Source organism: Frigoribacterium sp. PhB118 (genome assembly GCF_003751725.1).
In the GTDB taxonomy this organism is placed as follows: domain Bacteria; phylum Actinomycetota; class Actinomycetes; order Actinomycetales; family Microbacteriaceae; genus Frigoribacterium.
In genome coordinates, this window is record NZ_RKID01000001.1 from 538,912 (window position 1) to 564,692 (window position 25,781).

General features: G+C 71.8%; 21 protein-coding genes. 4 read left to right on the forward strand and 17 right to left on the reverse strand.

Annotated elements, in window-relative coordinates:
- Position 1: 1 nt before the first annotated feature.
- The 5 genes from EDF21_RS02440 to dusB all read right to left on the reverse strand — a co-directional run bounded on the left by EDF21_RS02440 (position 2) and on the right by dusB (position 7,600).
- Positions 2 to 1,096, reverse strand: a complete 1,095-nt coding sequence (locus EDF21_RS02440) for an ABC transporter permease (protein ID WP_055972446.1) — start codon at positions 1,094 to 1,096, stop codon at positions 2 to 4.
- 158 nt (positions 1,097 to 1,254) lie between these two features.
- Positions 1,255 to 2,877 carry an ABC transporter substrate-binding protein gene (locus EDF21_RS02445; protein ID WP_123570171.1) on the reverse strand — a complete coding sequence of 541 codons (1,623 nt, stop codon included), beginning with the start codon at positions 2,875 to 2,877 and terminating at the stop codon, positions 1,255 to 1,257.
- 228 nt (positions 2,878 to 3,105) lie between these two features.
- Entirely contained in the window at positions 3,106 to 5,013 is a 1,908-nt protein-coding gene (dnaG, locus tag EDF21_RS02450; RefSeq protein WP_123570788.1) for a DNA primase, read from the reverse strand.
- 112 nt (positions 5,014 to 5,125) lie between these two features.
- Entirely contained in the window at positions 5,126 to 6,397 is a 1,272-nt protein-coding gene (locus EDF21_RS02455; RefSeq protein WP_082460243.1) for a deoxyguanosinetriphosphate triphosphohydrolase, read from the reverse strand.
- A gap of 45 nt (positions 6,398 to 6,442) precedes the next feature.
- The gene (dusB, locus tag EDF21_RS02460) at positions 6,443 to 7,600 is read right to left on the reverse strand and encodes a tRNA dihydrouridine synthase DusB (RefSeq protein WP_123570172.1); all 1,158 of its coding nucleotides are present in this window, start codon (positions 7,598 to 7,600) and stop codon (positions 6,443 to 6,445) included.
- Positions 7,601 to 7,615: 15 nt separating this feature from the next.
- On the opposite strand from dusB, the gene EDF21_RS02465 reads away from it, so the two are divergent.
- Positions 7,616 to 8,140, forward strand: coding sequence for an aminoacyl-tRNA deacylase (locus EDF21_RS02465; RefSeq protein WP_123570173.1), 525 nt, complete (start codon positions 7,616 to 7,618; stop codon positions 8,138 to 8,140).
- Here EDF21_RS02465 and EDF21_RS02470 read toward each other — a convergent pair.
- The 5 genes from EDF21_RS02470 to EDF21_RS02490 form a co-directional block, all read right to left on the reverse strand.
- The gene (locus EDF21_RS02470) at positions 8,130 to 8,327 is read right to left on the reverse strand and encodes a hypothetical protein (protein WP_123570174.1); all 198 of its coding nucleotides are present in this window, start codon (positions 8,325 to 8,327) and stop codon (positions 8,130 to 8,132) included. The two genes, EDF21_RS02465 and EDF21_RS02470, sit on opposite strands and share 11 nt — an antisense overlap.
- Positions 8,324 to 8,992 (reverse strand): DsbA family protein, encoded by a 669-nt coding sequence (locus EDF21_RS02475; protein ID WP_123570175.1) that lies wholly within the window; start codon positions 8,990 to 8,992, stop codon positions 8,324 to 8,326. The genes EDF21_RS02470 and EDF21_RS02475 overlap by 4 nt, the downstream gene beginning before the upstream one ends.
- On the reverse strand, positions 8,989 to 10,029 hold the full coding sequence (locus EDF21_RS02480) for a glycyl-tRNA synthetase (protein ID WP_123570176.1): 1,041 nt from the start codon (positions 10,027 to 10,029) through the stop codon (positions 8,989 to 8,991). The genes EDF21_RS02475 and EDF21_RS02480 overlap by 4 nt, the downstream gene beginning before the upstream one ends.
- Before the next feature lie 578 nt (positions 10,030 to 10,607).
- Positions 10,608 to 11,993 (reverse strand): glycine--tRNA ligase, encoded by a 1,386-nt coding sequence (locus EDF21_RS02485; RefSeq protein ID WP_056045637.1) that lies wholly within the window; start codon positions 11,991 to 11,993, stop codon positions 10,608 to 10,610.
- Between the two features lie 78 nt (positions 11,994 to 12,071).
- Positions 12,072 to 13,112, reverse strand: coding sequence for an aminotransferase class V-fold PLP-dependent enzyme (locus tag EDF21_RS02490; protein ID WP_123570789.1), 1,041 nt, complete (start codon positions 13,110 to 13,112; stop codon positions 12,072 to 12,074).
- Positions 13,113 to 13,193: 81 nt separating this feature from the next.
- On the opposite strand from EDF21_RS02490, the gene EDF21_RS02495 reads away from it, so the two are divergent.
- Positions 13,194 to 14,150 (forward strand): LysR family transcriptional regulator, encoded by a 957-nt coding sequence (locus tag EDF21_RS02495; protein ID WP_233568330.1) that lies wholly within the window; start codon positions 13,194 to 13,196, stop codon positions 14,148 to 14,150.
- A gap of 32 nt (positions 14,151 to 14,182) precedes the next feature.
- A complete protein-coding gene (locus EDF21_RS02500) occupies positions 14,183 to 14,854 on the forward strand; it encodes a hypothetical protein (RefSeq protein ID WP_148053616.1) in 672 nt (223 codons plus the stop codon).
- 11 nt (positions 14,855 to 14,865) lie between these two features.
- Here the strand turns inward: EDF21_RS02500 and EDF21_RS02505 are convergent, their stop codons facing one another.
- Together EDF21_RS02505 and recO are read right to left on the reverse strand one after the other, a co-directional pair.
- The gene (locus tag EDF21_RS02505; protein ID WP_233568331.1) at positions 14,866 to 15,663 is read right to left on the reverse strand and encodes an isoprenyl transferase; all 798 of its coding nucleotides are present in this window, start codon (positions 15,661 to 15,663) and stop codon (positions 14,866 to 14,868) included.
- Entirely contained in the window at positions 15,660 to 16,403 is a 744-nt protein-coding gene (recO, locus tag EDF21_RS02510; RefSeq protein WP_123570177.1) for a DNA repair protein RecO, read from the reverse strand. The genes EDF21_RS02505 and recO overlap by 4 nt, the downstream gene beginning before the upstream one ends.
- A gap of 34 nt (positions 16,404 to 16,437) precedes the next feature.
- Here recO and EDF21_RS02515 point away from each other — a divergent pair, with 34 nt between their 5' ends.
- A complete protein-coding gene (locus EDF21_RS02515) occupies positions 16,438 to 17,100 on the forward strand; it encodes a trimeric intracellular cation channel family protein (protein ID WP_056045653.1) in 663 nt (220 codons plus the stop codon).
- Between the two features lie 561 nt (positions 17,101 to 17,661).
- Here EDF21_RS02515 and leuA read toward each other — a convergent pair.
- The 5 genes from leuA to EDF21_RS02545 form a co-directional block, all read right to left on the reverse strand.
- Positions 17,662 to 19,422, reverse strand: a complete 1,761-nt coding sequence (gene leuA / locus EDF21_RS02525) for a 2-isopropylmalate synthase (protein WP_123570178.1) — start codon at positions 19,420 to 19,422, stop codon at positions 17,662 to 17,664.
- A gap of 207 nt (positions 19,423 to 19,629) precedes the next feature.
- Positions 19,630 to 22,284, reverse strand: coding sequence for a bifunctional lysylphosphatidylglycerol flippase/synthetase MprF (locus EDF21_RS02530; RefSeq protein WP_123570179.1), 2,655 nt, complete (start codon positions 22,282 to 22,284; stop codon positions 19,630 to 19,632).
- Positions 22,281 to 23,612 carry an esterase family protein gene (locus EDF21_RS02535; protein ID WP_158612836.1) on the reverse strand — a complete coding sequence of 444 codons (1,332 nt, stop codon included), beginning with the start codon at positions 23,610 to 23,612 and terminating at the stop codon, positions 22,281 to 22,283. The genes EDF21_RS02530 and EDF21_RS02535 overlap by 4 nt, the downstream gene beginning before the upstream one ends.
- A gap of 194 nt (positions 23,613 to 23,806) precedes the next feature.
- A complete protein-coding gene (locus EDF21_RS02540) occupies positions 23,807 to 24,499 on the reverse strand; it encodes a response regulator transcription factor (protein WP_369794374.1) in 693 nt (230 codons plus the stop codon).
- Positions 24,496 to 25,758, reverse strand: coding sequence for a sensor histidine kinase (locus tag EDF21_RS02545; protein ID WP_123570181.1), 1,263 nt, complete (start codon positions 25,756 to 25,758; stop codon positions 24,496 to 24,498). Before EDF21_RS02545 ends, EDF21_RS02540 begins: the two co-directional genes overlap by 4 nt.
- Positions 25,759 to 25,781: the final 23 nt, after the last annotated feature.

Consider the following 25,781-nt stretch of genomic DNA (forward strand, 5'->3'; position numbering starts at 1 on the left):
GTCAGTACCTCACGCGGGGGTCGATCAGGGCGGCGATCACGTCGACCACGAAGTTGGTCACGGCGACGATGACGGCGAGCACGGCGACGATGCCCTGCACGGCGATGAAGTCGCGGGCCGACAGGTACTGCTGCAGCTGGAAGCCCAGCCCCCGCCAGCCGAAGGTGGTCTCGGTCAGCACCGAGCCGCCGAGCAGCATCGCGATCTGCAGCCCCATGACGGTGATGATCGGGATCAGGGCGGGCTTGAGCGCGTGGGCCCGGACGAGCCGGAACTCGCTGACGCCCCGCGACCGCGCCGCGTCGACGTACTCGGAACCGAGCGTGCCGATGACGTTGGTGCGCACCAGGCGCAGGAAGATGCCGGCGGTCAGCACGCCGAGCGCGAGGGCGGGCAGCACGGCGTGCGAGAGGACGTCGACGATGATCGTCGAGTTGCCGGTCCGCAGGGCGTCGACGATGTAGATGCCCGTGGGGTTGTCGATGCGCCCCAGGGCGATGGCGACCCGCGTGCTGGCACGACCGCCGAGCGGGAGCCAGCCGAGCCAGACCGAGAAGGTGAGCTTGAGCAGCAGGCCCGCGAAGAAGACCGGGGTCGCGTAGGCGAGGATCGCCAGCACGCGCAGGATCGCGTCGGGCCAGCGGTCGCGCACGTACGCGGCGAGCATGCCGAGCGGGATGCCCAGCACGAGCGCGACGATCAGCGCGTAGAAGACCAGCTCGATCGTGGCGCTGCCGTACTGCAGCAGGATGCCGCTGATCTCGCGGTTGTCGGTCGCGGTGGTGCCGAAGTCGCCTCGGACGATCTGGCCGAGGTACTCGAGGTACTGCACGATCACGGGGCGGTCGTAGCCGGCGGCGGCGAGACGCTCCTGCAGCTGGGCCTCGGTGAGACGCCCGCCGACGGAGGCGGTGATCGGGTTGCCGACCACGCGCATCAGGAAGAACACGAGCGTGACGAGGATGAACACGGTGGGCACGATGAGGATCGCGCGGATCACGATGTAGCGTCCGAGGCCGCCGCCGCCGGAACTCCGGGACTTCCCGGGACTGGAGGTGGGCGGTGCCGTGAGGGAACCGTCGGTGATCAGGGTCACGTCGTTGGGCCTTTCGATGGTGTGGTGCCGGTCGCAGACCGGAGGGGGCGCCCCGCGGTGTCGCGGGTCGCCCCCTCGGCGTACGGCCGTGGTGCGGAGTCCCCCGACGCCGGAGGCCGACCGGCGGACCGGCGGGACTCAGGGGACGGGGAGGCGCGTCAGCGGCTCAGCGCACCGTAACGGAACTTGAACGACGCGTCGAGCGTGTCGTCAACGCCCTTCACGTCGGACTGCGAGACGACGACCTGCGTGCCCTGCAGCAGCGGCAGGGTCGGCAGGTCGGCCGCGACGGCGTCCTGGATGTCCCCGATGGTCGCCTCACGAGCCGAGGCGTCCTGCTCGCCGATCTCCTTCGTCAGCAGACCCTGGACGGTCGGGCTGTCGTAGTGGTTGCCGACGAAGTTGTCCGCGCTGAAGAACGGCGTCAAGTAGTTGTCGGCGTCCGAGAAGTCGGGGAACCAACCCAGCTGGTAGACGGGGTAGGCGTCCTCGCGGCGCTCGGTGCTGTAGGTGTCCCACAGGGTCGACTGGAGGTTCACGGTGAACAGGCCGCTCGCCTCGAGCTGCGACTTGATCAGCGCGTACTCCTCGTCGCTCGACGCACCGTAGTGGTCGGGGCTGTACTGCAGGTCGATCGACACCGGGGTGCTGACGCCGGCGGCCGACAGGGCCGCGGCGGCCTTGTCGACGTCGGGGCCACCCTGGCCGTCGCCGTAGAGGCCCTCGAGGGGCGTCGTCGCACCGGTCAGGCCGTCGGGGACGACCGAGTAGAGCGGCGTGTAGGTGTCGTTGTAGACGTCCTTGGCCAGGGCGGCACGGTCGACCGTGTCGGCCACGGACTGACGCACGGCCAGGGCCTTGGCCGGGTCGGCGTCGGGCTGCGTGGCGCCGTAGGGCATGGTGTTGAAGTTGAACACCAGGTAGCGGATCTCGCCGCCGGGGCCGTTGTGCACGGTGAGCGCATCGTCCTTGGCCAGGTCGGCCAGGTCGGTCGGGCTCAGGCTGCGGTTCGCGACGTCGACGTCGCCGTTCTGGACGGCGAGCTTGAGGTCGGTCTCTTCGGTGTAGTAGGTCGCCGTGACCGAGTCGGTCTTCGGGGCACCGAGCACGCCGTCGTAGGCGTCGTTCGCCTCGTAGGCGATCGTCTCGTTCTGCGAGTAGTCGGTGATCGTGTACTGACCCGAGAAGGCGTTGCCCTTGACGATGTCGTCGGCGTCGGTGAGCCCGGTCGCCGAGAAGACGTCCTCGTCGACGATCGGGCCGGCGGGGCTCGAGAGCACCTGGGGCCAGGTCTGGTCGGCCGACTTGAGCGTGAAGACGACGGTCGTGTCGTCGGGCGCGTCGGTGCTGGCCAGGTTGCCGAGCAACGACGACGGGCCGTTGGGGTCGGCGATGGCCAGCTGGCGGTCGAAGCTGAACTTGACGTCGCTCGAGGTGAGCGCGTTGCCGTTCGCGAAGTTCAGTCCGTCCTTGAGCTTGACCGTGTACTCGGTCGGGCTGGTGAAGTCGGCGGACTCGGCCAGGTCGGGCTCGACGTCGGGGCTGCCGTACGGGGCGTTCGTCAGGAAGCCGAACACCTGGTTTTGGACGGCGAACGAGCCGTTGTCGTACGAACCGGCCGGGTCGAGCGACGTGATGACGTCGGTCGTGCCGATGCTGAGACCGTCGAGGGCGTCGGTCGCGTCACCACCGGAGGCGCAGCCCGAGAGGACGAGTGCGGTGGCAGCGGCGCCACCGACGACGGCGAGGGCGCGTCGGGCGAGCTTGGAGTCGGATGTCATATCCGGTTACCTCTTTCTCTGTGTGCAAGGGGCCCCGGGCCGTGCTGTGGACGCGGCCGTTTCAGGGAACGTCCATTGGTAACACACACGTGAGCGCGAGACGGGCTCATCGCGCAACTGTTTACAGGCCCGCAACGAACCCTTGCCAACTGGTCGCCTCGAGGCCGGCGGCGCATCCTCATGATGTATGCGCGTTCAGGCCGGGGCACCGCGTGACGGCCGCCGACCTCACTCTTGGCGGATGGACCGGCGCTCGGCCTCGACGGCGGCGATCCGCACCTGGATCTCGCGCCAGCGATCGGGTTCGGTCTTCATGTCGGTGCGGAACGACTGCCCGAGCAGTTCGGACTTCTCGCGGATCAGGTCGCGCTCGACGATCGAGACGACGATGCCGCGACAGTAGGTCGTGATCTCGCGTCCCTCGCGCTCGGGGATGGGGGCGACGGCCAGCTCTTTCGCCAGGGCGTCGAACGGCGACGGCGTCTGGCCGAGGACGACGTCGAGCCAGTCGGCCGAGTCGAACCGGTCGAGGCTCGCGCCGATCGCGTCGCGGACGACGGCCAGCGCACCGTTCTCGATGCGTGCCCGTGCCGCCCGCTGCATGAGTTCGAAGCCGACCGTCGCCGGGTGCTGGAGCATCGCCATGAGCGCGTCGCGCTCGGTGCGGGTGGTCAGGTCGCCCGGGAGCGTCAGCAGGCTCGGGCCGGCGGGCTCGTCGGGCACCGGCGGCAGGCTCGTGATCGACTGCCGGCCGTCGGTGGCGTTCTTGGGCTGCGACCGCTCGAGCGCGTTCTGGGCCGAGGAGGCGCGACCCGCGTCGTCGACGGACCGCGCGACGTCGGCCGGGTCGAGCCCCAGCCACCCGGCCAGCGACCGCACGTAGCCCTGGGTCATCGAACGGTCCCGGATGCCCGCCACCACCGGCGAGGCCGCCCGGAGCGCCGACACGCGACCCTCGACCGTCTCGAGGTCGTGCCCGTCGATGAGCCGGCGGATCATGAACTCGAACATCGGACGCTTGGTCGAGATGAGGCGGCGCACGGCGTCGTCGCCGCGGTTCAGCCTGAGGTCGCACGGGTCGAGCCCGTCGGGGGCCACGGCGACGAAGGTCTGCGCGGCGAACCGCTGCTCTTCGGCGAACGCGCGTGACGCCGCCTTCTGGCCCGCCTCGTCGGGGTCGAAGGTGAAGACGACCTCGCCGCCGGTCGAGGTGTCGGCCCCGCTGACGTCGCCGAGCATGGGTCGCAGCACCTTGATGTGGTCCACGCCGAACGACGTGCCGCAGGTCGCGACGGCCGTCGTGACCCCGGCCAGGTGGCACGCCATCACGTCGGTGTAGCCCTCGACGATGACGACCTGCTTGCCCTTCGAGATGTCCCGACGGGCCAGGTCGAGCCCGTAGAGCACCTGGGACTTGTGGTAGATCGGCGTCTCGGGGGTGTTGAGGTACTTCGGGCCCTTGTCGTCCTCGAGCAACCGACGCGCGCCGAACCCGATGGTCGACCCCGTGACGTCGCGGATCGGCCACACCAGCCGCCCGCGGAAGCGGTCGTAGGGGCTGCGGTCGCCCTGGCTCAGCAACCCCGCGGTGACGAGCTCGTCGTCGCGGTAACCGAGCCCCTTGAGGTGCGACCGCAGGGCGTCGAACGACTTGGGGGCGAACCCCACGCCGAACCGCTCGGCCGCGGCCGGGTCGAACCCCCGCTCGCCGAGGAACCGGCGGGCGGGCTCGGCGTCGGCGGCCGTGAGGTGGTCCACGAAGAACTCGCGCGCGGCCTCGTTCGCCGAGATCAGACGCGCCCTGTTGCCGTGGTCGCTGGCCTGCCCGCCGTCCTCGTAGTGGAGCTCGAAACCGATGCGCGCCGCCATGCGTTCGACCGCTTCTTGGAAGGTCGTGTGGTCGGTCTTCATGACGAAGCTGAAGACGTCGCCGTCCTCACCGCAGCCGAAGCAGTGGTACCGCCCCACCTGGGGCCGCACGTGGAAGCTCGGACTGCGCTCGTCGTGGAACGGGCAGAGCCCCTTGAGCGACCCCACGCCCGCCCCCTTGAGCGTGACGTGGTCGCCGACGATGTCGGCGATGTTGGTGCGCGACCGGACCTCGTCGATGTCGTTGCGTTTGATCAGGCCGGGCACGTGTCGATTGTAGGTCGAGCCACCGACCACGCCGACCCGGGAGGTCGGCCGCGGGAGGACGAGGAGGCGCGGTGCGGCCGGTCGGGACCCGCGCCTCCTCGGCGACCCGCCGTCAGCGGCCGGCGGTGAGCCGGTCGTGCCATGCCATGGCGCTCTGGTCGGTCAGCGAGGCGACCTGGTCGACGACGACCCGACGCCTCGCGGCGTCGTCGTCCGCCGAGGCCCAGTCGGCGGCGAAGCCACGGTCGAGTTCTGACGGGCCCGCCTGCCACAGGGCGTCGGCGAGGCTCGTCAGGACCTCGCGCTGACGCAGGTAGATGGGCTGCCGGTTGTCCCGCGTCATGACGAAGGCCGCGACGATGCCCTTGAGCACGGCGATCTCGCCGATCACGTCCGGGGCGACGACCACCGACGCGCCGAAGCGCATCAGGGCGTCACCGGGATAGGACTCACGGGTCGCCTGGGTGGCCGAACCGGCGAAGCGCCCGATCAGCTGGCTCGTGAGGTTCTTGAGACGGGCCTGCGCGAACCGGCTGCCGTCGTACGACTCGAGCCAGAACGGCAGCGCCTGCAACCGGTCGAAGGCCTCGGTCAACTCGTCGCGGCTGAGCTCCCCGCCGACCCACTCGTGCATGGCCGTCACGAGCGAGTCGTGGTCGACCCGCGCCCCGAGGGCGGCGACGTCGACGTAGCCGTTGACCACGGCGTCCTCGAAGTCGTGCACCGAGTAGGCGATGTCGTCACTGAGGTCCATGACCTGGGCCTCGACGCACCGCCGTCGACGCGGGGCACCCCGACGCAACCACTCGAACGCGGCCGTGTCGTCGTCGTAGAAACCGAACTTCATGCGACCGCCCGGGTCGGGGATGCCCTGGGCCGCGGGCCACGGGTACTTGCAGCTGGCGTCGAGGCTGGCACGGGTGAGGTTCAGCCCGAAGCTGCGTCCCGTCGCGTCGATGACCTTCGGCTCGATGCGGGTCAGCAGTCGCAGGGTCTGCGCGTTGCCCTCGAAGCCGCCGATGTCGGTCGACCAGTCGTTCAGCGCCCGCTCGCCGTTGTGCCCGAACGGCGGGTGGCCGAGGTCGTGCGCGAGGCAGGCCGTGTCGACGACGTCGGGGTCGAGGCCGAGGCTCGTGGCGAGCTCGCGACCGACCTGTGCCACCTCGAGCGAGTGCGTCAGCCGGTTGCGGGCGAAGTCGAGGCCGGCCGTGGGGCTCAGCACCTGCGTCTTGGCCGCCAGGCGCCGGAGCGCGCTCGAGTGCAGCAACCGGGCCCGGTCGCGGGCGAAGTCGCTGCGCCGGTTGGAGTGCTGCTCGGGCGCCCAGCGCTCGGAGTCGGCGGGGTCGTACCCGGGGGTGGCGCTCGGCAGGGCTTCGGTGGACACCGGGGCCTCTCGGTCGGGACGGGAAGGGATCTCGGGAGGGGGTGCCTAGCCGCCGCTGTGGTGCAGCTCGGCCGCGGCGAGCTCGGCCTTGAAGGCCTCGTCGAGCTCGCGGCTCTCGAGCCAGCGGTCGGGCAGGGCGGGCCGCTTCGGGCTGCCCGCACGGCCACGCGGCCCCTCGGCCGCCTCGCCGGGGTACCGCTCGTGGGGGTCCATCGTGGCGAGCAGGTCGTCGATCTGCTGCAACGAGTCGGCCAGGGCGAGAGCCGCCCGGACCTCACCGCCCACGGGGTAGCCCTTGAAGTACCACGCGACGTGCTTGCGCATGTCACGGCAGGCGCGGCCCTCATCGCCCGACCAGAACTCGACCATGAGTTCGGCGTGGCGCCGGAAGGCCCGTCCCACCTCGCCGAGCGTCGGCTCGGCCTTGAGATCCTCGCCGCGGAAGGCCGCGGCGAGGTCGCCGAACAGCCACGGCCGACCGAGGCAGCCGCGACCCACGACGACGCCGTCACACCCGGTCTCGTCGACCATGCGCAGGGCGTCGGCCGCCGACCAGATGTCGCCGTTGCCGAGGACCGGCACGTCGGTCACGGTCTGCTTCAGGGTGGCGATGGCGGACCAGTCGGCGGTGCCCGAGTAGAAATCGGCAGCCGTGCGGGCGTGCAGCGCGATGCTCGCGACGCCGGCCCCCTGGGCGGCTCGACCGGCCTCGAGATAGGTGAGGTGGTCGTCGTCGATGCCCTTGCGCATCTTGACGGTCAGCGGGATGTCGCCGGCGGCCTTGACGGCACCCTCGACGATCTCGCGGAAGAGGCCGATCTTCCAGGGGAGGGCCGAGCCGCCGCCCTTGCGCGTGACCTTGGGCACCGGGCAGCCGAAGTTGAGGTCGATGTGGTCGGCGCGGTCCTCGGCGACGAGCATGGTGACCGCCTCGGCCACCGTGTTCGGCTCGACGCCGTAGAGCTGGATGCTGCGCGGCGTCTCGGACTCGTGGTGCTGGATGAGGCGCATCGACTCGGGCGTGCGCTCGACCAGCGCCCGACTCGTGATCATCTCGCTCACGTAGAGGCCGGCGCCGTACTCGCGACAGAGGCGGCGGTACGCCGTGTTGGTGATTCCGGCCATGGGGGCGAGCACGACGGGCGAGGCCACGTCGATAGGTCCGATCGAGAGGCCGCGCGAGGGCAGGGTGGTGGTGGACATCGTTACGATTCTCCCATGAGCGACGGCGGGCTGACGAGTGGTGTGGACGACGCGGACGTCGGGGGCGACCAGGGTCCACTCGACGGCACGGACCGGGTGCGGGAAGACGCCGCTGCGCGCGGTCTCGCGGTCGAGATCGTCGCGCGCCCCGCGGCCGACTCGCTCGAGGCCGCTGCTGCTCTGCTCGGGCTGCAACCGTCCGACATCGTGAAGAGCCTGGTGGTCAAGCGACACGACGGCTCGTTCCTGTTCGCGCTCGTGCCGGGCGACCGACAGATCTCGTGGGCGAAGCTCCGAGCCGTCGTGGGCGTCAACAAGCTGTCGATGCCGAGCGCCGACGTCGCCCTCGAGGTCACCGGATACGAGCGGGGCACCATCACCCCCCTGGGCAGCTCGACCGCGTGGCCCGTGGTCGCGGACTCCCGAATCGTGGGGAGGCGCGTCGCCCTGGGTGCCGGAGCCCACGGCTTCAGCGCCTTCGTCGAGGCCGACGACCTCGTCGCCGCGTACGACGCGACCGTGGCCGACGTCAGCGACTGACGCCGCGCCTCCCGGGCTCGGCGGCCGGGGACCCGACCGCGGACGTGCCCTCGGCGACCGGGGGGACGACCAGACAGGAGTCCCCCTCGCAGGCGACGGCGTCCGGTGCACCGAGCATGGTCAACGGCGCGGACGGCGTCGCGAGCCCGGCCCCCGACCCGGCCCCGGCCTCGCGGGAATCGCTCATCGGGCCACCTCGGAGGCGACCTGCTCGAGGGCCTGGACGAACGTCTCGGGAGCCTGGGCGCCCGAGATGCCGTACTTGCCGTCGAGGACGAAGAACGGGACGCCGGTGATGCCGAAGGCCTGCGCCTGGGCCTGGTCGGACCGCACGTCGTCGAGGTGACGCCCGGTCTCGAGAGCTTCGCGCGCCTCTTGCTCGTCGAGGCCGACCTCGGCGGCCAACGTGACGAGATCGTCGACGCGGCCCACGTGGCGGCCCTCCTCGAAGTAGGCGTGGAGGAGGCGTTCCTTCATCTCGGCCTGACGCCCGTTCGCCTTGGCGAAGTGGAGCAGCTCGTGCGCCTTGACCGTGTTGGTGTGCTGCAGGTGCTCGAAGTCGTAGGCGAGGCCGACCTCGGACGCGATGCCGGCGACGGTGTCGAGCATGCCGCGGACCTGGTCGGCGGGCATGCCCTTGTGCTTCGAGAGGAAGTCGACCTCGTCGCCCTCGAAGTCGGCCGGGGTGTCGGGCGAGAGCTCGAACGAGTGGTACTCGACCTCGACGGGGCCGTCGAAACGTCGCACGGCCTCCTCGAACTTGCGCTTGCCGATGAAGCACCACGGGCAGGCGATGTCGGACCAGATGTCGACCTTGACGGTCGCGGACGGGGTGGCTGGGTCTGCGGTCACGGCAGGCCCAACCCTCGGCCGTGCCCCGCCATTCCCCGCGCCGTCCCTCCGCCCCCCTCAGGCGCCCCCTCCGGCTCCTCCCCTGTCGGCAACTCCTGCCTCGTGCGCTGCCCGAGTACGGCGAGCCGCCAGTTCCTGCGGCCGCGGGGGCCGAGCACCCGGGGCGTGCAGGAGTTGCCGACACGTGACCCGGGCGTGGGGCCACCCGCCGTGGCCACCAGGGCGTCGATCGCGGCAGAGGTGCGAGCCCACAGGTCACGCACCATGATCGTCCCCGCGCGGAACGGGACGAGCCCGTCCAGAGCGATGTCGGCGTCCTTGAGGCGGTCCTGGTCGAACCGCCTCTCGTGGTGCTCGCGACCGTCGGTCTCGAGACCGACGATGCCGTCGACGAGCATGTCGAGGACCTTGCCCGTGGTGCCGACGGGCACCTGCCGCACGACGTGGTGCCCGGCCAACCGGAGCCGCGTCCCGGCCGCCGACTCGAGGATGCTCTGTGCTCCCCCGTCGCTCCAGGCCACCAGGCCCACGGCATCGGCACGCTTCCGGGCGAGGACCTCGGCGGCGTCCTCGTCGTCGGTGACGAGGCCCATGCTGCGGGCCCAGTCGACCAGGATCACCGCGTCCTCGAGCGATGCCGCCTCGACGACCGCGCGGGCGAGGGCGTCACGTGGGTCCACCATCCAGGTCGAGCCGCGGGCTCCCAGAGCGACGGGGTCCCAGACCACCCGGACGCCCCGTCGACGTCGGAGGCGGGAGGCGGTCTCGGGTACCGAGACCGTGATCCGCGGGCGTCGCCACGACCAGGCGCCGAGTTGGTGCAGGGCAGCTGCCCCGGTGAGCCGGCCACCCACTGCGACGGCGACGAACCTCGGGTCGCGGGGCGGCCACGTCGAGTACCAGCCACGTCGGGGACGACGGACCGTGCGGGCGCGCACGGCGACGGTCAGGTGGCGGTCCGTGGCACCCAGCGCGACCAGGTCACGCTTGTGCAGCAGGCCACCGGCATCGGAGACGAGTTCGGCGATCGTGGTCATGCCGACAGCGTGCCGAGCGGTGCCCCTCTCCCGGGGCGGCCGAGGGCGGCTTGGGGACGGTGGCCGCGCGTGGCTCCCCTGGGGCCGAGACCTCGTCGCGGGGACTGCGACTCGGGCGACGGCAACTCCTGCCCCGTGCCTCGTGGGCCCGCGACACGCCACGTGGGCGGCGCGGGTCGCGGCACGAGGCAGGAGTTGCCGACGCACCGCCCCACGAACGAACCGGGCGCGGAGGCGCAGGGCGGCACGTGTCGACGCGACCGGGCGTGGGGCGGCACGAGGGTGCGCGGAGTCCCCGGGCGATCGGCCGAGCACGGCGGGGCACGGAGGTGCAGGGCAATCGGCTGAGCACGACGGAGCGCGGAAGTGCAGGGCGAACGGGCTCTGCACGAGGGGGTGCGGAGGCGCTCGGCGGTCGGCAACTCCGGGCCCGTGCCTCGTGGGCCAGCGACACGCCGCGTGGGCGGCGCGGGTCGCGGCGGGAGGCAGGAGTTGCCGACGACGGACGGGCCCCCGTCGTGCAACGCGTGCACGACCGGGGCCCGTCGCGGAGGGGCGGGCGCGAGGCGCCCCGGCGGCTACGCGCCGAGCAGCTGCTCGGCCAGGTAGGCGCGCAGCCCGGCCAGGGGGATGCGCTGCTGGGCCATGGTGTCGCGCTCGCGCACGGTCACGGCGTCGTCCTCGAGCGAGTCGAAGTCGACCGTGACGCAGAACGGCGTGCCGATCTCGTCCTGGCGGCGGTAGCGTCGGCCGATGGCGCCCGCGTCGTCGAAGTCGATGTTCCAGTACTTGCGGAGGTCGGCGGCGAGCCCGCGGGCCATCGGCGACAGCTGCTCGTTGCGGCTGAGCGGCAGCACGGCCACCTTGATCGGTGCCAGGCGACGGTCGAGCTTCAGCACGGTGCGCTTGTCGACGCCGCCCTTGGCGTTCGGCGCCTCGTCCTCGGTGTAGGCGTCGACGAGGAACGCCATGAGCGAGCGGGTGAGACCGGCCGCGGGCTCGATGACGTAGGGAGTCCAGCGCTCGTTCTTGGCCTGGTCGAAGTAGGTCAGGTCTTTGCCCGAGGCGGCGGCGTGGGTCTTGAGGTCGTAGTCGGTGCGGTTCGCGATGCCCTCGAGCTCGCCGAACTCGCCGCCGGCGAACCGGAAGCGGTACTCGATGTCGACGGTGCGCTTGGAGTAGTGCGAGAGCTTCTCGGCCGCGTGCTCGTAGAGGCGCAGGTTCTCGGGGTCGATGCCGAGGTCGACGTACCACTGGAACCGCTGGTCGATCCAGTACTGGTGCCACTCTTCGTCGCTGCCGGGCTCGACGAAGAACTCCATCTCCATCTGCTCGAACTCGCGCGTGCGGAAGATGAAGTTGCCGGGCGTGATCTCGTTGCGGAAGCTCTTGCCGATCTGGCCGATGCCGAACGGCGGCTTGATGCGCGACGACTGCAGGATGTTGTCGAAGTTGGTGAAGATGCCCTGCGCGGTCTCGGGTCGCAGGTACGCCATGCCCTGCTCGTTGTCGACCGGGCCGAGGAAGGTCTTGAGCAGACCGGAGAAGTTCTGCGGTTCGGTCCACGAGCCGGGCTGGCCCGTGTCGGGGTCGCGGACGTCGGCCAGGCCGTTCTCGGGCGGGTGGCCGTGCTTGGCCTCGTACGCCTCGAGCAGGTGGTCGGCGCGGTAGCGCTTGTGGGTGTGCAGCGACTCGACCAGCGGGTCGCTGAAGACCTCGACGTGCCCCGAGGCCTCCCACACCTGGCGCGGCAGGATGACCGCCGAGTCGAGGCCGACGACGTCGTCGCGGCCCTGCACCATGGTCTGCCACCACTGACGCTTGATGTTCTCCTTCAGGGCGACGCCGAGGGGCCCGTAGTCCCAAGCCGAGCGCGAACCGCCGTAGATCTCTCCCGACTGGAAGACGAAGCCGCGGCGCTTGGCCAGGGCGATGACGGAATCGAGACGGTTGGGTGCTGCCACGTGTGATGCTCCGATGAGTTGAGGCCCGAGCTGGGTGCCCGGTCGGTCGAGGTACCCGGCAACTCTACCGGCGGTGCGTCACCGGCCGAGCGCGACGGCGACGGCCTCGACGTCGCCCTCGTCGTTCCAGAGGTGGAAGGCCACGCGGACGCGACCGGCGCGCCCCGAGACCACGAGACCGGCGTCGCCGAGGAGGCGCTGGTCGCGTCCGTCGGGATCGGCCCAGGTCACGATCGCGCGGCCCTGCGCCTCGATCCCGAGCCGCGAGCAGAGCGCGTCGCCCGTCCCGGCGGCGTGCGCCCAGGTCTCGTCGGGGTCGAGCGCGGCGAACGTCGTGAGCGCGGGCAGCGCCCCGGCCCAGGCCTGCCAGGCGGGCGACACGTCGAAGGCCCGCGCGTCCGTGGCGAGGCTCATGTCGGGGCCGTAGCACGAGGCCCACACGTCGTCTCCCGCGTACCAGCCGGCCTGGGCCGGGACCATGGCCTCCTGCAGCCGCTCCCCCACGGTGAGGAACGCCACCCCTCGCGGGCAGCACAACCACTTGTAGGCATGCGTGACGCTGGCGTCGTACCGCGAGGCGTCGACGGGCCGCACGCCGGCCGCCTGCGTGAGGTCGCACAGCGTCAACGCCCCGTGTCGGGCCGCCGCGGCGACGATGGCGGCGTCGTCGGCGACCTCGCCGGTGGCGGACTGGACGGCCGACCAGGCCACGAGGTGCGTGCCGGGCCCGACGGAGCCGGCCAGCTCGGCCAGCGGGACGCTCCGCACCCGGATGCCCCGCGCCTCCTGCACCACGAAGGGGTAGACGATCGAGCTGAAGTCGCCCGTGGGCACCAGCACCTCGGCGCCGTCCGGGACCGAGGCCGCGATGACGGCGACCATCGCCGACGTCTGCGACGCGATGGCCACGCGGTCGACGCCGACCCGGGCCAGCCGCGCGAAGGCCGCGCGCGCCTCCTCGACGACGGCGCCGTAGGCGGCCGGGCCGGCCCGACCGGACGACCACCGGTCGAGGTCGGCGCGCGACGCCTCGATCGTGGACCGCATCGGCAGGCCCATGGTGCAGGCGGCCAGATAACCCGGTGCGGGGGCGAAGAGGTCGGGTCGGGACACGGTCATGTCCTCAGGCTCCCCCCGTCGAGACCGGAGGACAACCACCAGTGTCTGAGGCCGATCATCACCGCGGCTTATGATTCGTCCGTGCCCGACGACCTCGACCTCGCGTCCCTGCGCGTCGTCCGTGCCGTGGCCGACACCGGCACCATCACGGCGGCGGCCGCCTTGCTCGGCTACAGCCAACCCGCCGTCAGCCAGCAGTTGCGTCGAGCCGAACGCCAGGTCGGGCAACCGCTCGTGCTCCGCGCCGGGCGCGGCGTCGCCCTCACCGAGGCCGGGCACAGGCTCGCCGCGCACGCCGTCCACGTGCAGGCGGCCCTCGACGCCGCGCGGCAGGACCTCGACGACCTGGGCGGCGTCGCCACGGGCCACGTCACCCTGGCCGGGTTCCCCAGCGCGTCGTCGACGATCGTCCCCGACGTGCTCTCGCGCCTGCGCGACCGGCATCCGGGCCTCACGGTCGACTACGTCGAGGCGGAACCCCCGGAGGCGCTGGCACGACTGCGCGACGGCTCGGCGGACGTCGCGGTCACCTTCCGTCACGGGGGCGACCCCGGGGGCGAACGCGACCTCGACGGGTTGCTGCACCGCGCCTCCTTCGTCGACCGCACGGTGCTCGCCGTGCCGTCTGCCCACCCGTTCACGCGAGGCGACGACTTCGGCGGCCTGGCGCACGAGAGGTGGATCGGCGGATGCCCCCGCTGCCGGGGCCACCTGCTCGCGACCTGCGCCGCGTCCGGGTTCGAGCCCGAGATCGTGCTCGAGACCGACAACGCCCTGGCCGTGCTCGGCCTCGTCGCGGCGGGCCTCGGCGTCGCCCTGCTCCCGGGGCTCTCGCTCGTGTCCGCCGCCGTGCCTCGCGGGGTGCGGGTGGTGGAGCTCGACGACGGCCTCGCCCGCGTCGTGCACGTGGTCCACGGGCGTGGCGGCGACCGCGTGCCGAGCGTGCGGGCGGTCCTCGACGCCTTCGAGCAGGTGGACGGCGACGCGCTGGGCCTCGTGCCGGTGCCACGGGGCGAGCCGTCCACGGCGCCGGGTTAGGCTGGCCCGACGAACCAGGAGAGGTGCAGGTCGTGCGCACAAGACTGACCGTCGGCATCGCCGTCTCGGTGCTGGCCCTCGTCGGGCTGACCGGCTGCTTCCCGAGCCTCGACGACCTCACCCCGGCCGGTGCGGGCGGATCGGCGTCGACCCCCGGCCCGGGAGCCACCGGCGCGCCGCAGCCCCAGGTCACCGGGGCTCCCGGCACCGGCGGCGGCACGGGGTCGCAGCCCGACGCCCTCGCCCCCGGGGGCACGCTGCTCGGCCAGGTCAACTACAAGGACCTCACCATCTACGTCTACGGCGTCGGCGAGCTGACGACCTCGGCGCCCTCGATCTACGCCCGCCCCGACGGCACCGACCCCTACCCCGCGGGCACCGACGTCGAGGTCACGGCCTACGTGCTGACGAACAACTCGCAGCGTCGGCTCGACCTGACCGACCTGAGCGCCGACTACTCGTCGTACGGCAACGACCTCGCCACACAGGACGTCTTCGCCGGGCAGGATCTGTTGACCCAGCTGGGCTACGAGACCTCGCTCGAGTCGAAGTTCCCGGCGGACAGCGCGAACTGGTACCTGCTGCCGGGCGAGTCGACCGTCTTCGCCAACGCCTGGTTCCACCGGGCGAGCGACGGACCGCTGACCCTGCAGTTCCTCTGGCCGGCCGAGCGGATCTTCCTGGGCGCGAACATCCAGTTCTGACGGGCGTCCGGTCAGGCCGGGCCGGGGGCGTCCACCGCTCCCCCGAAACGACGGGTGCGCGAGGCGTAGGTCTCGACGGCCTGCCAGAGGTCGGTCCGGGTGAAGTCCGGCCACAGCCGGTCGAGGAACACCATCTCGGCGTAGGCGGACTGCCAGAGCAGGAAGTTGCTCGTGCGCTGCTCGCCCGAGCTGCGCACGAAGAGGTCGACGTCGGGCAGTTCGGGTGCGTACAGCCGCTTCTGGATCAGCTTCTCGCCGACGGCCGAGGGCTTGAGTCGACCGGCGGCGACGTCGTCGGCGATCGAGCGCACCGCGTCGGCGATCTCGGTCCGCCCGCCGTAGTTGACGCACATCGTCAACGTCAGGACGTCGTTGCCCTTGGTCAGCTCTTCGGCGAACTGCAGCTCTTTGATCACCGACCCCCACAGCCGCGGCTTGCGCCCGGCCCAGCGGACCCGCACGCCCCAGGCGTTCAGCTGGTCGCGACGTCGGTGCAGCACGTCACGGTTGAAGCCCATCAGGAAGCGCACCTCGTCGGGCGAGCGCTTCCAGTTCTCGGTCGAGAACGCGTACACGCTGAGGTGCTTCACGCCGATCTGGATCGCCCCGGCGACCACGTCGAGCAGCGACATCTCGCCGGCCTTGTGGCCCTCGACGCGGGTGAGCCCGCGCCCGTTCGCCCAGCGGCCGTTGCCGTCCATCACGATCGCGACGTGCTCGGGCACGGCGCCCCGCGGCATCTCGGGCGGGTGGACGCCCGTCCAGTCGAGGGGGCGGAAGTCGGCGGCGTCGCGGTGGGTCTTCTTCACGGTCTCTCTCTTCCGGGCACCCGGTCGACGTGCTGCAGCGATCGCAGTCCCCGTTCGAGGTGCCACTGCGTGTAGGCGGCGACGACGCCGCTCGCCTGGTTGCGGGTCGCGTCGGGTGCGTCCTCGGCGTGGTCCCAGTCCCCCGTGAGCAGCGCGCCCAACAGGGCCAGCGCCTCCTGCGTCAAGCGCGGAGCGCCGGGAGGCGCGTGCGAGTCGGCCACCACGCCACCGAGCTGGACGACGAAGGCCGAATGCGGCCCGGGGGCACCGGTCACTGCGCAGTCGCCGAAGCTCGGCGACCAGCCCGCGATGCTGAGCGCACGCAGGAGGTACGAGTCGAGCGTGAGCTGGGGGGCGTGCTCGTGCCGTGCGAGCGAGCGGAGGGCCCCGACGAGCAGGAGGTACTGCTGCAGACCCGCCTCGGCCTCGGTCAGCTTGTCGGCCGTCTCGACCATCACGCTGCCGGCCGTGTAGCTCTCGTAGTCGGCCGCGATCACGGCACCGTACGAGCCGAGCGACTCGGCCTGCTGCACGATGTCGAGCGAGCGGCCCTCGTAGAGCTGCAGGTCGGCGACCATCATCGGCTCGAGGCGCGCCCCGAACTTCGACGCCGTCCGTCGGACGCCCTTGGCCACGGCCCGGATCTTGCCGTGGTTGCGGCTGAGCATCGTGAGGATGCGGTCGGCCTCACCCAGCTTGTGGGTGCGCAGCACGACGCATTCATCACGGTAGACGGGCACCGACCAAGCATCGCACGCGTGGTACAAACGTCAGGTGCACGCCACAGCCTTCGCCGTACCCCTGTGGGTGGACCTCCTGGCCGTCGGCATCGGCAGCCTGCAGGGGGCGATGTTCGCGTCGGAGTACAAGGACCGCCGTCTCGACCTGCTCGGCATCGCCATCATCGGGATCGCCACCGGGCTCGGCGGCGGCGTGCTGCGCGACGTGCTGCTCGGCGAGGTGCCGCGCGCCATGTCGAGCAACTGGTACCTGCTCGTCGCCGTCGCCGCGGCGATCGTCGGCATGGCGCTCCAGCGCGTGTTCACCCGGCTAGCCGGGGTCATCACCGTGCTCGACGCGCTGACCATCGGCCTGCTCGGCGCGATCGGGTCGACCAAGGCGCTCTCGCTCGGACTGCCCGAGATCCCGGCCGTGTTCGTCGGGGTCATCGCGGCCGTCGGCGGCTCGGTGCTCCGCGACCTGCTGATGAACCTCACCATTGCGATGATGCACGTGGGATCGCTGTACGCCGTGGCGGCGGCCGGCGGCACCGTCGTGCTGGTCGTGGCCGTGACGCTCGGCGCACCCGTGGCCGTCTCCGCGATCGCGGGCACGTCGATCACCCTGGTCATCCGCATGTTGGCGGTGCGGTTCGGCTGGACCCTGCCCGAGCAGCGCGCCCTCAGCCGGCTGCCCCGCTGGCGTCGTCCGCGCTGAGTCCGGCTGCCCGGTCTCGACGCCCGGTCTCGACGCCGGGCCCGTCGCCGGGCCCGACGCCGGGCTCGGCGTCGGGCCGGTCGCCGGGCTCGGCGTCGGGCCGGTCGCCGGGCACGTCGCCCCTCGTCGGGCCCGTCGCCCCTCGTCGCTCGTCCCTCGTCGGGCCCGTCGTCCTTCGTCGGGCCCGGGCCGCACCCCGTCGGCAACTCCTGCCCCCTGCGCCAGCGCACCCCGACACGCCGCACACCCGCACCCCCGCACGACACCGGGCAGGAGTTGCCCGCACCCGTCGGGAACTCCTGCCCCCTGCGCCAGCACACCCCGACACGCCGCACCCCCGCACCCGCGCGCGACACCAGGCAGGAGTTGCCCGCACCCGTCGGGAACTCCTGCCCCCTGCGCCAGTACACCCCGACACGCCGCACATCGGCGCCTGCGCCCTACACGAGGCAGGAGTTGCCGACGACCGCAGGCGCGAGACAGCCGGCACGACGACGCCCCCGGCACCGCGAGGGCACCGGAGGCGGGTCGGGTCGGGCGGGGCGGGTCGGGTCGGGACGGTCAGACCGACGCGAGCTCGCGCACGTCGGTCGTCGTGCGGATGGCGCGGTTCACCGCCGAGACGATGGCCTTGAGCGACGCCGTCGAGATGTCGGCGTCGATGCCGACTCCCCAGAGCCGGGTGCCGTCGACGTCGAGCTCGACGTAGGCCGCGGCCTGGGCGTCGCCCGAGGCGCTGAGGGTGTGCTCGACGTAGTCGTAGAGCTTGACCTGGACGCCCTGCTCGGCGAGGACGGCGATGAACGCCGCGATGGGCCCCGTGCCCCGGGCCGACGTCGACTCGACCGTCTCGCCGACCCGCAGGTCGACGTCGAGGACGGTCTCGCCCGACATGTCGCTCGCGGTGCTCGTCCGGGTCAACTCGAAGCGACCCCACCTGTCGTCGGCCTCGTCGGCGGGGAGGTACTCGTCCTGGAAGATCGACCAGATGTGGGCGCTCGTCATCTCGCCCCCCTCCTGGTCGGTACGCGACTGCACGACGCCGCTGAACTCGATCTGCAGCTTGCGCGGCAGGTCGATGGCATGGTCGGCCTTCAGCAGGTAGGCCACGCCGCCCTTGCCCGACTGCGAGTTGACGCGGATGACCGCCTCGTAGCTGCGCCCCAGGTCTTTGGGGTCGACCGGCAGGTACGGCACCGCCCACTCGAGCGCGTCGACGTCGACCCCGCGCGACGCCGCGGTCGCGGCCATGGCCTCGAAACCCTTCTTGATGGCGTCCTGGTGCGAACCGGAGAACGCCGTGTAGACGAGATCGCCGGCCCAGGGGCTGCGCTCGTGCACGGGCAACTGGTTGCAGTGCTCGGCGGTGCGCTTGACCATGTCGAGGTCGCTGAAGTCGATCTGCGGGTCGATGCCCTGGGTGAACAGGTTGATGCCCAGCGCGACGAGGTCGACGTTGCCCGTGCGCTCGCCGTTGCCGAAGAGGCAGCCCTCGATGCGGTCGGCGCCGGCCAGGTAGCCCAGCTCGGCGGCCGCGATGCCGGTGCCCCGGTCGTTGTGCGGGTGCAGCGACAGGATGACGCTGTCGCGACGGGCCAGGTGACGGTGCATCCACTCGATCGAGTCGGCGTAGACGTTGGGGGTCGCCATCTCGACGGTCGCCGGCAGGTTGACGATCACCGGTCGCGAGGGCGTCGCGTCGAAGGCCTCGATCACCTGGTTGCAGATGTCGAGCGCGAAGTCGAGCTCGGTGCCGGTGTAGCTCTCGGGCGAGTACTCGTAGAACACGGCCGTCTCGGGGATGGTCTTCTCGGCCTCGAGGCACAGGCGGACGCCCTCGAGGGCGATGTCGACGATGCCCTGCCGGTCGGTGCGGAACACGACGTCCCGTTGCAGCACGCTCGTCGAGTTGTACAGGTGGACGATGGCCTGCTTGGCGCCGGCGATCGACTCGTAGGTGCGGGCGATCAGGTGCTCGCGCGCCTGGGTCAGCACCTGGATCGTGACGTCGTCGGGGATGGCCCCCTCGTCGATGAGGCTGCGGACGAAGTCGAAGTCGGTCTGCGAGGCGCTCGGGAAGCCGACCTCGATCTCTTTGTAGCCCATGCCGACCAGCAGGTCGAACATGATGCGCTTGCGCTCCGGGCTCATCGGGTCGATCAGCGCCTGGTTGCCGTCGCGCAGATCGACGGCGCACCAGCGGGGTGCCTCGGTGATGCGCTGGGACGGCCAGGTGCGGTCGGGCAGGTCGACGGCGATCTGCTCGTGGAAAGGCCGGTACTTGTGGATCGGCATGGCCGACGGCTGCTGTGCGTTCTTCATGTCCTGTGGTCTCTCTCGCCCTCGAGGGGCTGCTCTTCGCGGGGGTGTCGGCCGACGACGAACTCCGCGACGAGGGGGGCCTGGGTCAGGACTCGCCGCGGCAGCTAAGGAGGAGCAGGCCGGTGAACACGTGACGAGGCTAGCACCGACCGAGGAGGCGCGGGTCGTCGCGGGCCGGCACCGCGCCTCCTCGGCTCCCCCGCCCGATCAGACCACCGTGCGGACGAGCCGCACGACGGCCCCGACCGAGAGGTCGGGCAGGTAGGCGCGGCCGAGCGCCGTGCCGATGGCCGGGAGCTGCACCGGATCGGGGAACGCCATGACGAGCGGGACGAAGTCGGGCTGGAACTTCTTCTTGAACGCCAGGAGGGTCCGGAACCCGTAGGCCGGCTCCAGCACGCGCCCGAGGAAGGCGAGCACGCGCTCCGTCTGCGTCGACGGCCCGTCGGACGGCGCACCGCTCGCCAGCGGCGCCGCCGACAGGCTCAGGAACTCGACGCCCTGCTCCTTCATCGCCAGGGCCGACGAGGCGATGACGAACTCCATGACGCCGTTCATGCTGTCCGGCCGACGCCGCATGAAGTCGAGCGTCCAGCCGACGACGACCCCGTCGCGCCACGAGGGCAGCCAGCTCGTCACGGCCTGGACCGAGTCGTCCTCGTCGAGGGCGAGCATCAGCGCCACATCGGGGTCGCGCAACTCGTCGACGCCGCCGAGGGTGAAGCCCATCTCGGGCAGGTCCTTTTCGGCGACCCACTGCTCGCTGATCTCGCCGATCTGGCGGGCGACGGCGGGACGGAGGTCGGCGTACCGGGTCCATTCGGCCCGGACGCCGTTCTTGGTCGCACGGTTGATGCTCGACCGGACGTCCTGCCACTTCTTGCCCGTCATCGCGAAGGTGGCCGGGTGCAGCACCGTCTCCTCGCCGACGGGCAGCGTCGCCCACCCCATCTCGTCGTAGAGGGGCGAGAGCTCGCCGCGCACGCTGTAGAAGACCGGGGTGAGGCCCTGGTCGTCGCACCACCGGGCGAACTCGCGGGTCACCTCGCGGAGCCGGTCGGCCGCGCAGAGCGGCTCGCCCGTGGTGATCGCGATGCCCGCGACGACGCGATAGGCCACCGCGGCGAGGCCGTCCTCCGTGAACCAGTACCGGTTGCCCTCCCAGAGGGCCATGTGCGACAGCGTGCCGGGGGTCCCGCGGTGGACGATGTCGCGCACCTGGGTGCGCGCCGCGTCGGGACGGACGTCCCCCGGCCGGGTCGCGCCCACCCCGAGCCCGACCAGGACGACGAGCCACCAGACCGGCCCCACCCACTCGAAGGCGGCCCGGACGAGCCCGCCGTCCGGCACCGGTCCGATGCGGGTGAGCCCGACGAACCCGACCGGCACGAAGCGTTCGGGCACGTCCAGCAGCAACGTCCACGGTTCGATCGTCGGGACGAAGGAGGCGCGCCCCAGCCACCCGACGACGGCGAACGTCACCGCCAGCACCAGACCCGACAGCACGACGACGAGCGCGAACCGCGGTCGTCGCGTCCCCTCGGCACCGACGCCGAAATGACGGCGCAGGAGGAACAGCCCGAGGGCCACCGCGGCCGGCACGGCGACCGCCAGCCCGGCGAGCACCACCCTCTCGACCACGTGTCGGGGCTGGTCGACCACCGGATCGGTCGTGACGGGCAGCACCACGTAGTACAGACCGGCGAAGAGGGCGAGGAGCCCGTTGACCGCGACGGCCACGTCGAGGGCGAGGCGACGTCCCCGCCGCAGGTACCAGGCGCAGAGCAGCAGCACGGCCAGCGGCAGCAGGCTCAGCAGGACCGTCGGGACGGTGTCGATGCCGGCGAGGGCCGCGGCGCGCGCGCAGGCTCCGATCGGAGGCGCGTGCCGGTCCGGTGCGCCCTGTCCCGCGGCCACGCACGCGGCCGAGAGCGATCGCCCGGGGAGGACGTCGCGGAACAGCATGCCGAGGGGCGAGAGGGCCCCGATCGGGCTGCGGGTGAGGAGGGTCAGGACGGGACCCAGCGCGGTCACCGCGACGATGGTCGACGCGAGGCGGCGTACCTCGTGGTGCGAACTGCGCGACCAGCCGCGTTCGGCGGGGCGACCGGTCAGCACCACCCCGAACGCGAGCCCGACGAGGGCGCCGATCAGCGCGTAGAGACCGGCCGGGTGCCCGTCGTAGAGCACGAAGGCGAACACGCACGAGAATCCGACCAGCCGGATGCGCCGTCGCCAGAGGGGTCCGGAGAACGCGCTGGCGGTCATGATCGTGCCGAGGGCGGGGGTGAGCGGGTGGAGGGTGGACTCGGCCGCCACCTCGAGGGCCCAGGTCTCGCCGACCGCCTGCCCCAGGGCCTGCACCGCCACGCCGACCCCGGTCGCGACGACGGCCGTCACCAGGTAGGCGGCCACCGTGCGGGACCAGCCCATGCGACGCTCGGCGGTGCCCACGAGGACGAGCACGCCGACCACGGCCAGGACGAGCTGCGCGGGACTGCCGGCGAAGAACACCGAGCCGACGACGAGCAGCCATGAGGTGCGGTCCTCGAAGGGGTCGAGCCCTGCTCCGACGAGGTCGCGCAGCCGCTCGCTCGGCGCATGCGTCACGCTGCCCGAGGCGAGCGCGAGCACGACGAGCAGCAGCGCGAGGGCGAGACTGACGGGACGGCCGCCGACGAACGCCACCACGCGGGTCGCGACGCCGTCCACGAACCGGCGCGCACGCCCCGGCTCGTGGGGGTCGGGCTCGTGGGGCGCCGGCCCGGGGGGTGCCGTCGTGGAGGCCGTCGGCACCGTCGGTGCGCCGGCGCCGGCGTCGGCCCCGGCACCGGCGTCGGCTCCGGCCAGCTCGCCGCTCACGGTGTCTGCACCGTCGCACTCAGGCCGAGGCGCGGGTAGAACTGTCCGATGCCGTGGGCGAAGCCGTTCGTCGCGGTCGTCCAGTCGTGCCCGCTGCCCGGGGACACGTAGCGCGTCACCGTCATGCCGGCCTTCGCCGCGGCCGCCGAGTTCGCGGTCATGATCTGGCCGTACCGACCGTCCGTGGCACCGACGGCGAAGAACGCCGCGGTGTCCTCGTAGGGCCCGTGCGCGGCCATGATCGCCTGCGGTTGGGCCGCCTCGTAGGCCGCTCGGTTCCCGGCGAAGCCCTGGTCGATCGTGGTCTTCTCGTCGCCGATCGAGGGGCCTAGCTCACCCGACACGTCGATGAAGGTCGAGAACAGGTCGGGCCGCGCCGACGCGAACTGGATCGAGCAGGTGCCCCCCTGCGAGAACCCACCGATCGCCCATGCCCGCGGCCCGGTGGCGACGTGGAAGTGACTCGTCATGTAGTCGACCACATCGGTGGTGATGTAGGTGGCGCTGTTGCCCAGGGCGCCGTCGACGCACATCGGGTTGTGGGCGTCGGCGCTCAGCTGGTCGGGCACGACGACGATCGGCGCGAGCCCGTGGTTCTTCGCCGCGAAGGCGTCCAGCGTCTCGACGAGGTGGCCGGCCGTGATCACCGAACTCGGTTCGGCCGGTTGTCCCGAGAGCATGATCATCACGGGAAGGGCGGGGGCGTCGGCCACGAGGGCCGCCGGGGGCAGGTAGACGACGGCGTCACGGGCGGGGAAGTGCGAGACGGCGCCGGGGATGGCCACGCTGCCGTACCGTCCCACGGCCGGGAGGTCGGCGGGGGCCTTCCAGGTCGACCAGAGGGTCGGGTCGAACTCCGTCGAGCCGGGCGCCGCGGAGGGAGGCGCGGCGGCGGTCGCCGGGAGGGCGGGCACCTCGTCCCGACCGAGCGCCTGGGACAGGTTCTGGTAGACGCTGCCGTCCCGGTTCAGGGCGAGGCCCCCGGCCAGGGCGAAGACCAGGACGGCCAGGACGGCCACGAGCTGCCGCCACCACCGGGTGCGGAACAGGTTGACGACGACGACGGCGACGCCGGCGACCACGGCGGCGACCCAGAGGCGATCCACCCAGGTGGGTGACAGGCCCAGCACGTCGCGTACGTCGCCGAGCCACCAGGTCGCGAGGGCGCCGAGGCCGGCCCCGAGCAGGACCGCGAGGGCGATCCACCGCCACCACGTGCGTCGGGTCCGCGGGCGGACGAGGAGCCCGACGGCGACGAGGGCGGCGACGACGTCCACCGTCAGCAGCATCGTCGTGGACAAGAGCGGAACCGACAGCAACCAGTCCATGCGAGAGCTTCTTTCGGCGGAGGATCGGGGTGATGGCCACCCAGGTGACACTCTGCCGCCTCGGAGTCTCTCGACACGAGCCGTGCCGCCCGGTCTCAGCAGCCTCATCAGGTGTGATCAGCCACCACACGGCACCGACACGTCGCACCGGGGCGCCCCGTCGGCGACGGCCGTGGCAGCCCGCTCCAGCCGAACTACTCGGCGAGCCCGTGTTCGTACGCGTAGACCACCAGTTGCACCCGGTCGCGCAGGGACAACTTCGACAGGACCCGACTGATGTGGGTCTTGACCGTCGCCTCGCTGAGGAACTCCCGCGACGCGATCTCGGCGTTGCTGAGGCCCCGCGCCGCGAGGTCGAAGATGTCACGTTCCCGGGTGGTCAGGGTGCCGAACGACGCGGGCACGGCCCGGGCGCGTGAGGCCCGGCCGTCGAAGTGCTCGAAGAGTTCACGCGTGGCCGACGCCGCGATGACGGCGTTGCCCGCGTGCACGGTGCGGATCGCGGCGAGCAGGAACTCGGGGTCGGCGTCCTTGAGGACGAAGCCGCTCGCGCCTCCCCGGATGGCGCGGGTGGCGGCCTCGTCGAGGTCGAAGGTCGTCAGCACGATGATGCGCGGCGGGCGACGGGAGGCCGTCTCGGCCTGCGCCAGGACGGCGGTGGTGGCCGCGATGCCGTCCATCACCGGCATGCGGATGTCCATGAGGACGACGTCGGGAGCGGTGCGCCCGACCATCGCCACGCCCTCCTCGCCGTTGCTGGCCTCGCCGACGAACTCGAGGTCGGGCTGCGAGCCGACCAGCATCTTGATGCCTGCACGGAACAGGGCCTGGTCGTCGACCAGGGCGACGCGGATGGGTGCCGTCGAACGGCCGGGCATGTCGATCATCGGATGCGTACCTCTTGGGTCAGTGCCAGGGTCGGCACGATGGCGTGGACGACGAAGCGTCCGTCGGCGTTCTGGGTGGTGAGCGAGCCGCCCGCCAGGGTGGCGCGCTCCCGCATGCCGTCGAGCCCGTGGCCGCCCCGTCGCTCGTCGCCGGACGTGTCGAGCGGACGCGTCGGCGGCCGCACGACGTTGGAGATCACGAGGTGCAACGCCTCGTAGCGCCAGTCGAAGTGGAGGCCGACGGGCTGGTCGACGGCACCGTGACGCAGGACGTTGGTCAGGCTCTCCTGCACGATGCGGAACACGGCGAGCTGCCGGTTGGTCCCGAGGACCTGTGGTTCGCCGGTCACGAGCAGGTCGACTGTGAGACCCGACCCGCGCATCTGGTCGAGCAGACGGTCGAGGTCGCCGAGGGCGGGCTGGGGCGCCTCGCCCTGGCTGTGCCGCAGTTGACCCAGCAGCACCCGGACGTCGCCGAGGGCCTCCCGCGCCGTCGTGGCGATCGTCGTGAGCGCCCCGTCGACCGAGGTCGGGTCGACCCGGGCGGCGTACCGGGCCCCGTCGGCCTGGGCGATGACGACGGCCAGCGAGTGGGCGACGACGTCGTGCATGTCCCGGGCGATCCGGTTGCGTTCCTGCTCGACGGCGATGTCCCGCTCGGCCCGGGCGGCCTCGCGTTCGGCCCGCGCGGCGTCGTTCTCTGCCCGAGCGGTCTCGCGCTCGGCGATGAGCCGCGCCTCACGGCTGAGCCGCTCGGACCATCGCGCCCGGGCCAGCAGTCCCCCGGCCCAGGGCAGACCGAGCAGGGCGAGGAATCCGAGGAGGCTGATCCCCAGCTGCAGGAGGATGCGGACGACGTCGGTCACCGCATAGATGTCGTAGTCGACGCCGAACAGGCTCTGCTGCACGAACGAGAGGTAGAAGGTGCCCAGGAGGGCCCCCACGCCCACGGAGACCAGGCCCGACCACTTCACCCGGTTCGTCCCGTACGCCGCCGTGGAGTACAGCACCGCGCAGATCGCGAGGTTCGTGACACCGGGCGTGCTGCCCGTGATCATCTGGGACGCGGCGACCAGCCAGGCGAGGGTGAGGGCGAGCCCCGGCGACAGGCGGCGCAGGGCGAACGTGACCGTCATGCCCAGCACGACGAACGGGGTCGTCACGACGCCGTCGGACAACACCAGGCCGACCACGCCGAGCAGGAACGCCGCCGACAGGTCGACGGCGACCTGGTAGGGCGCGAGGCGGCGGAAGATCACCCGACCACCGTACGACCTACGGC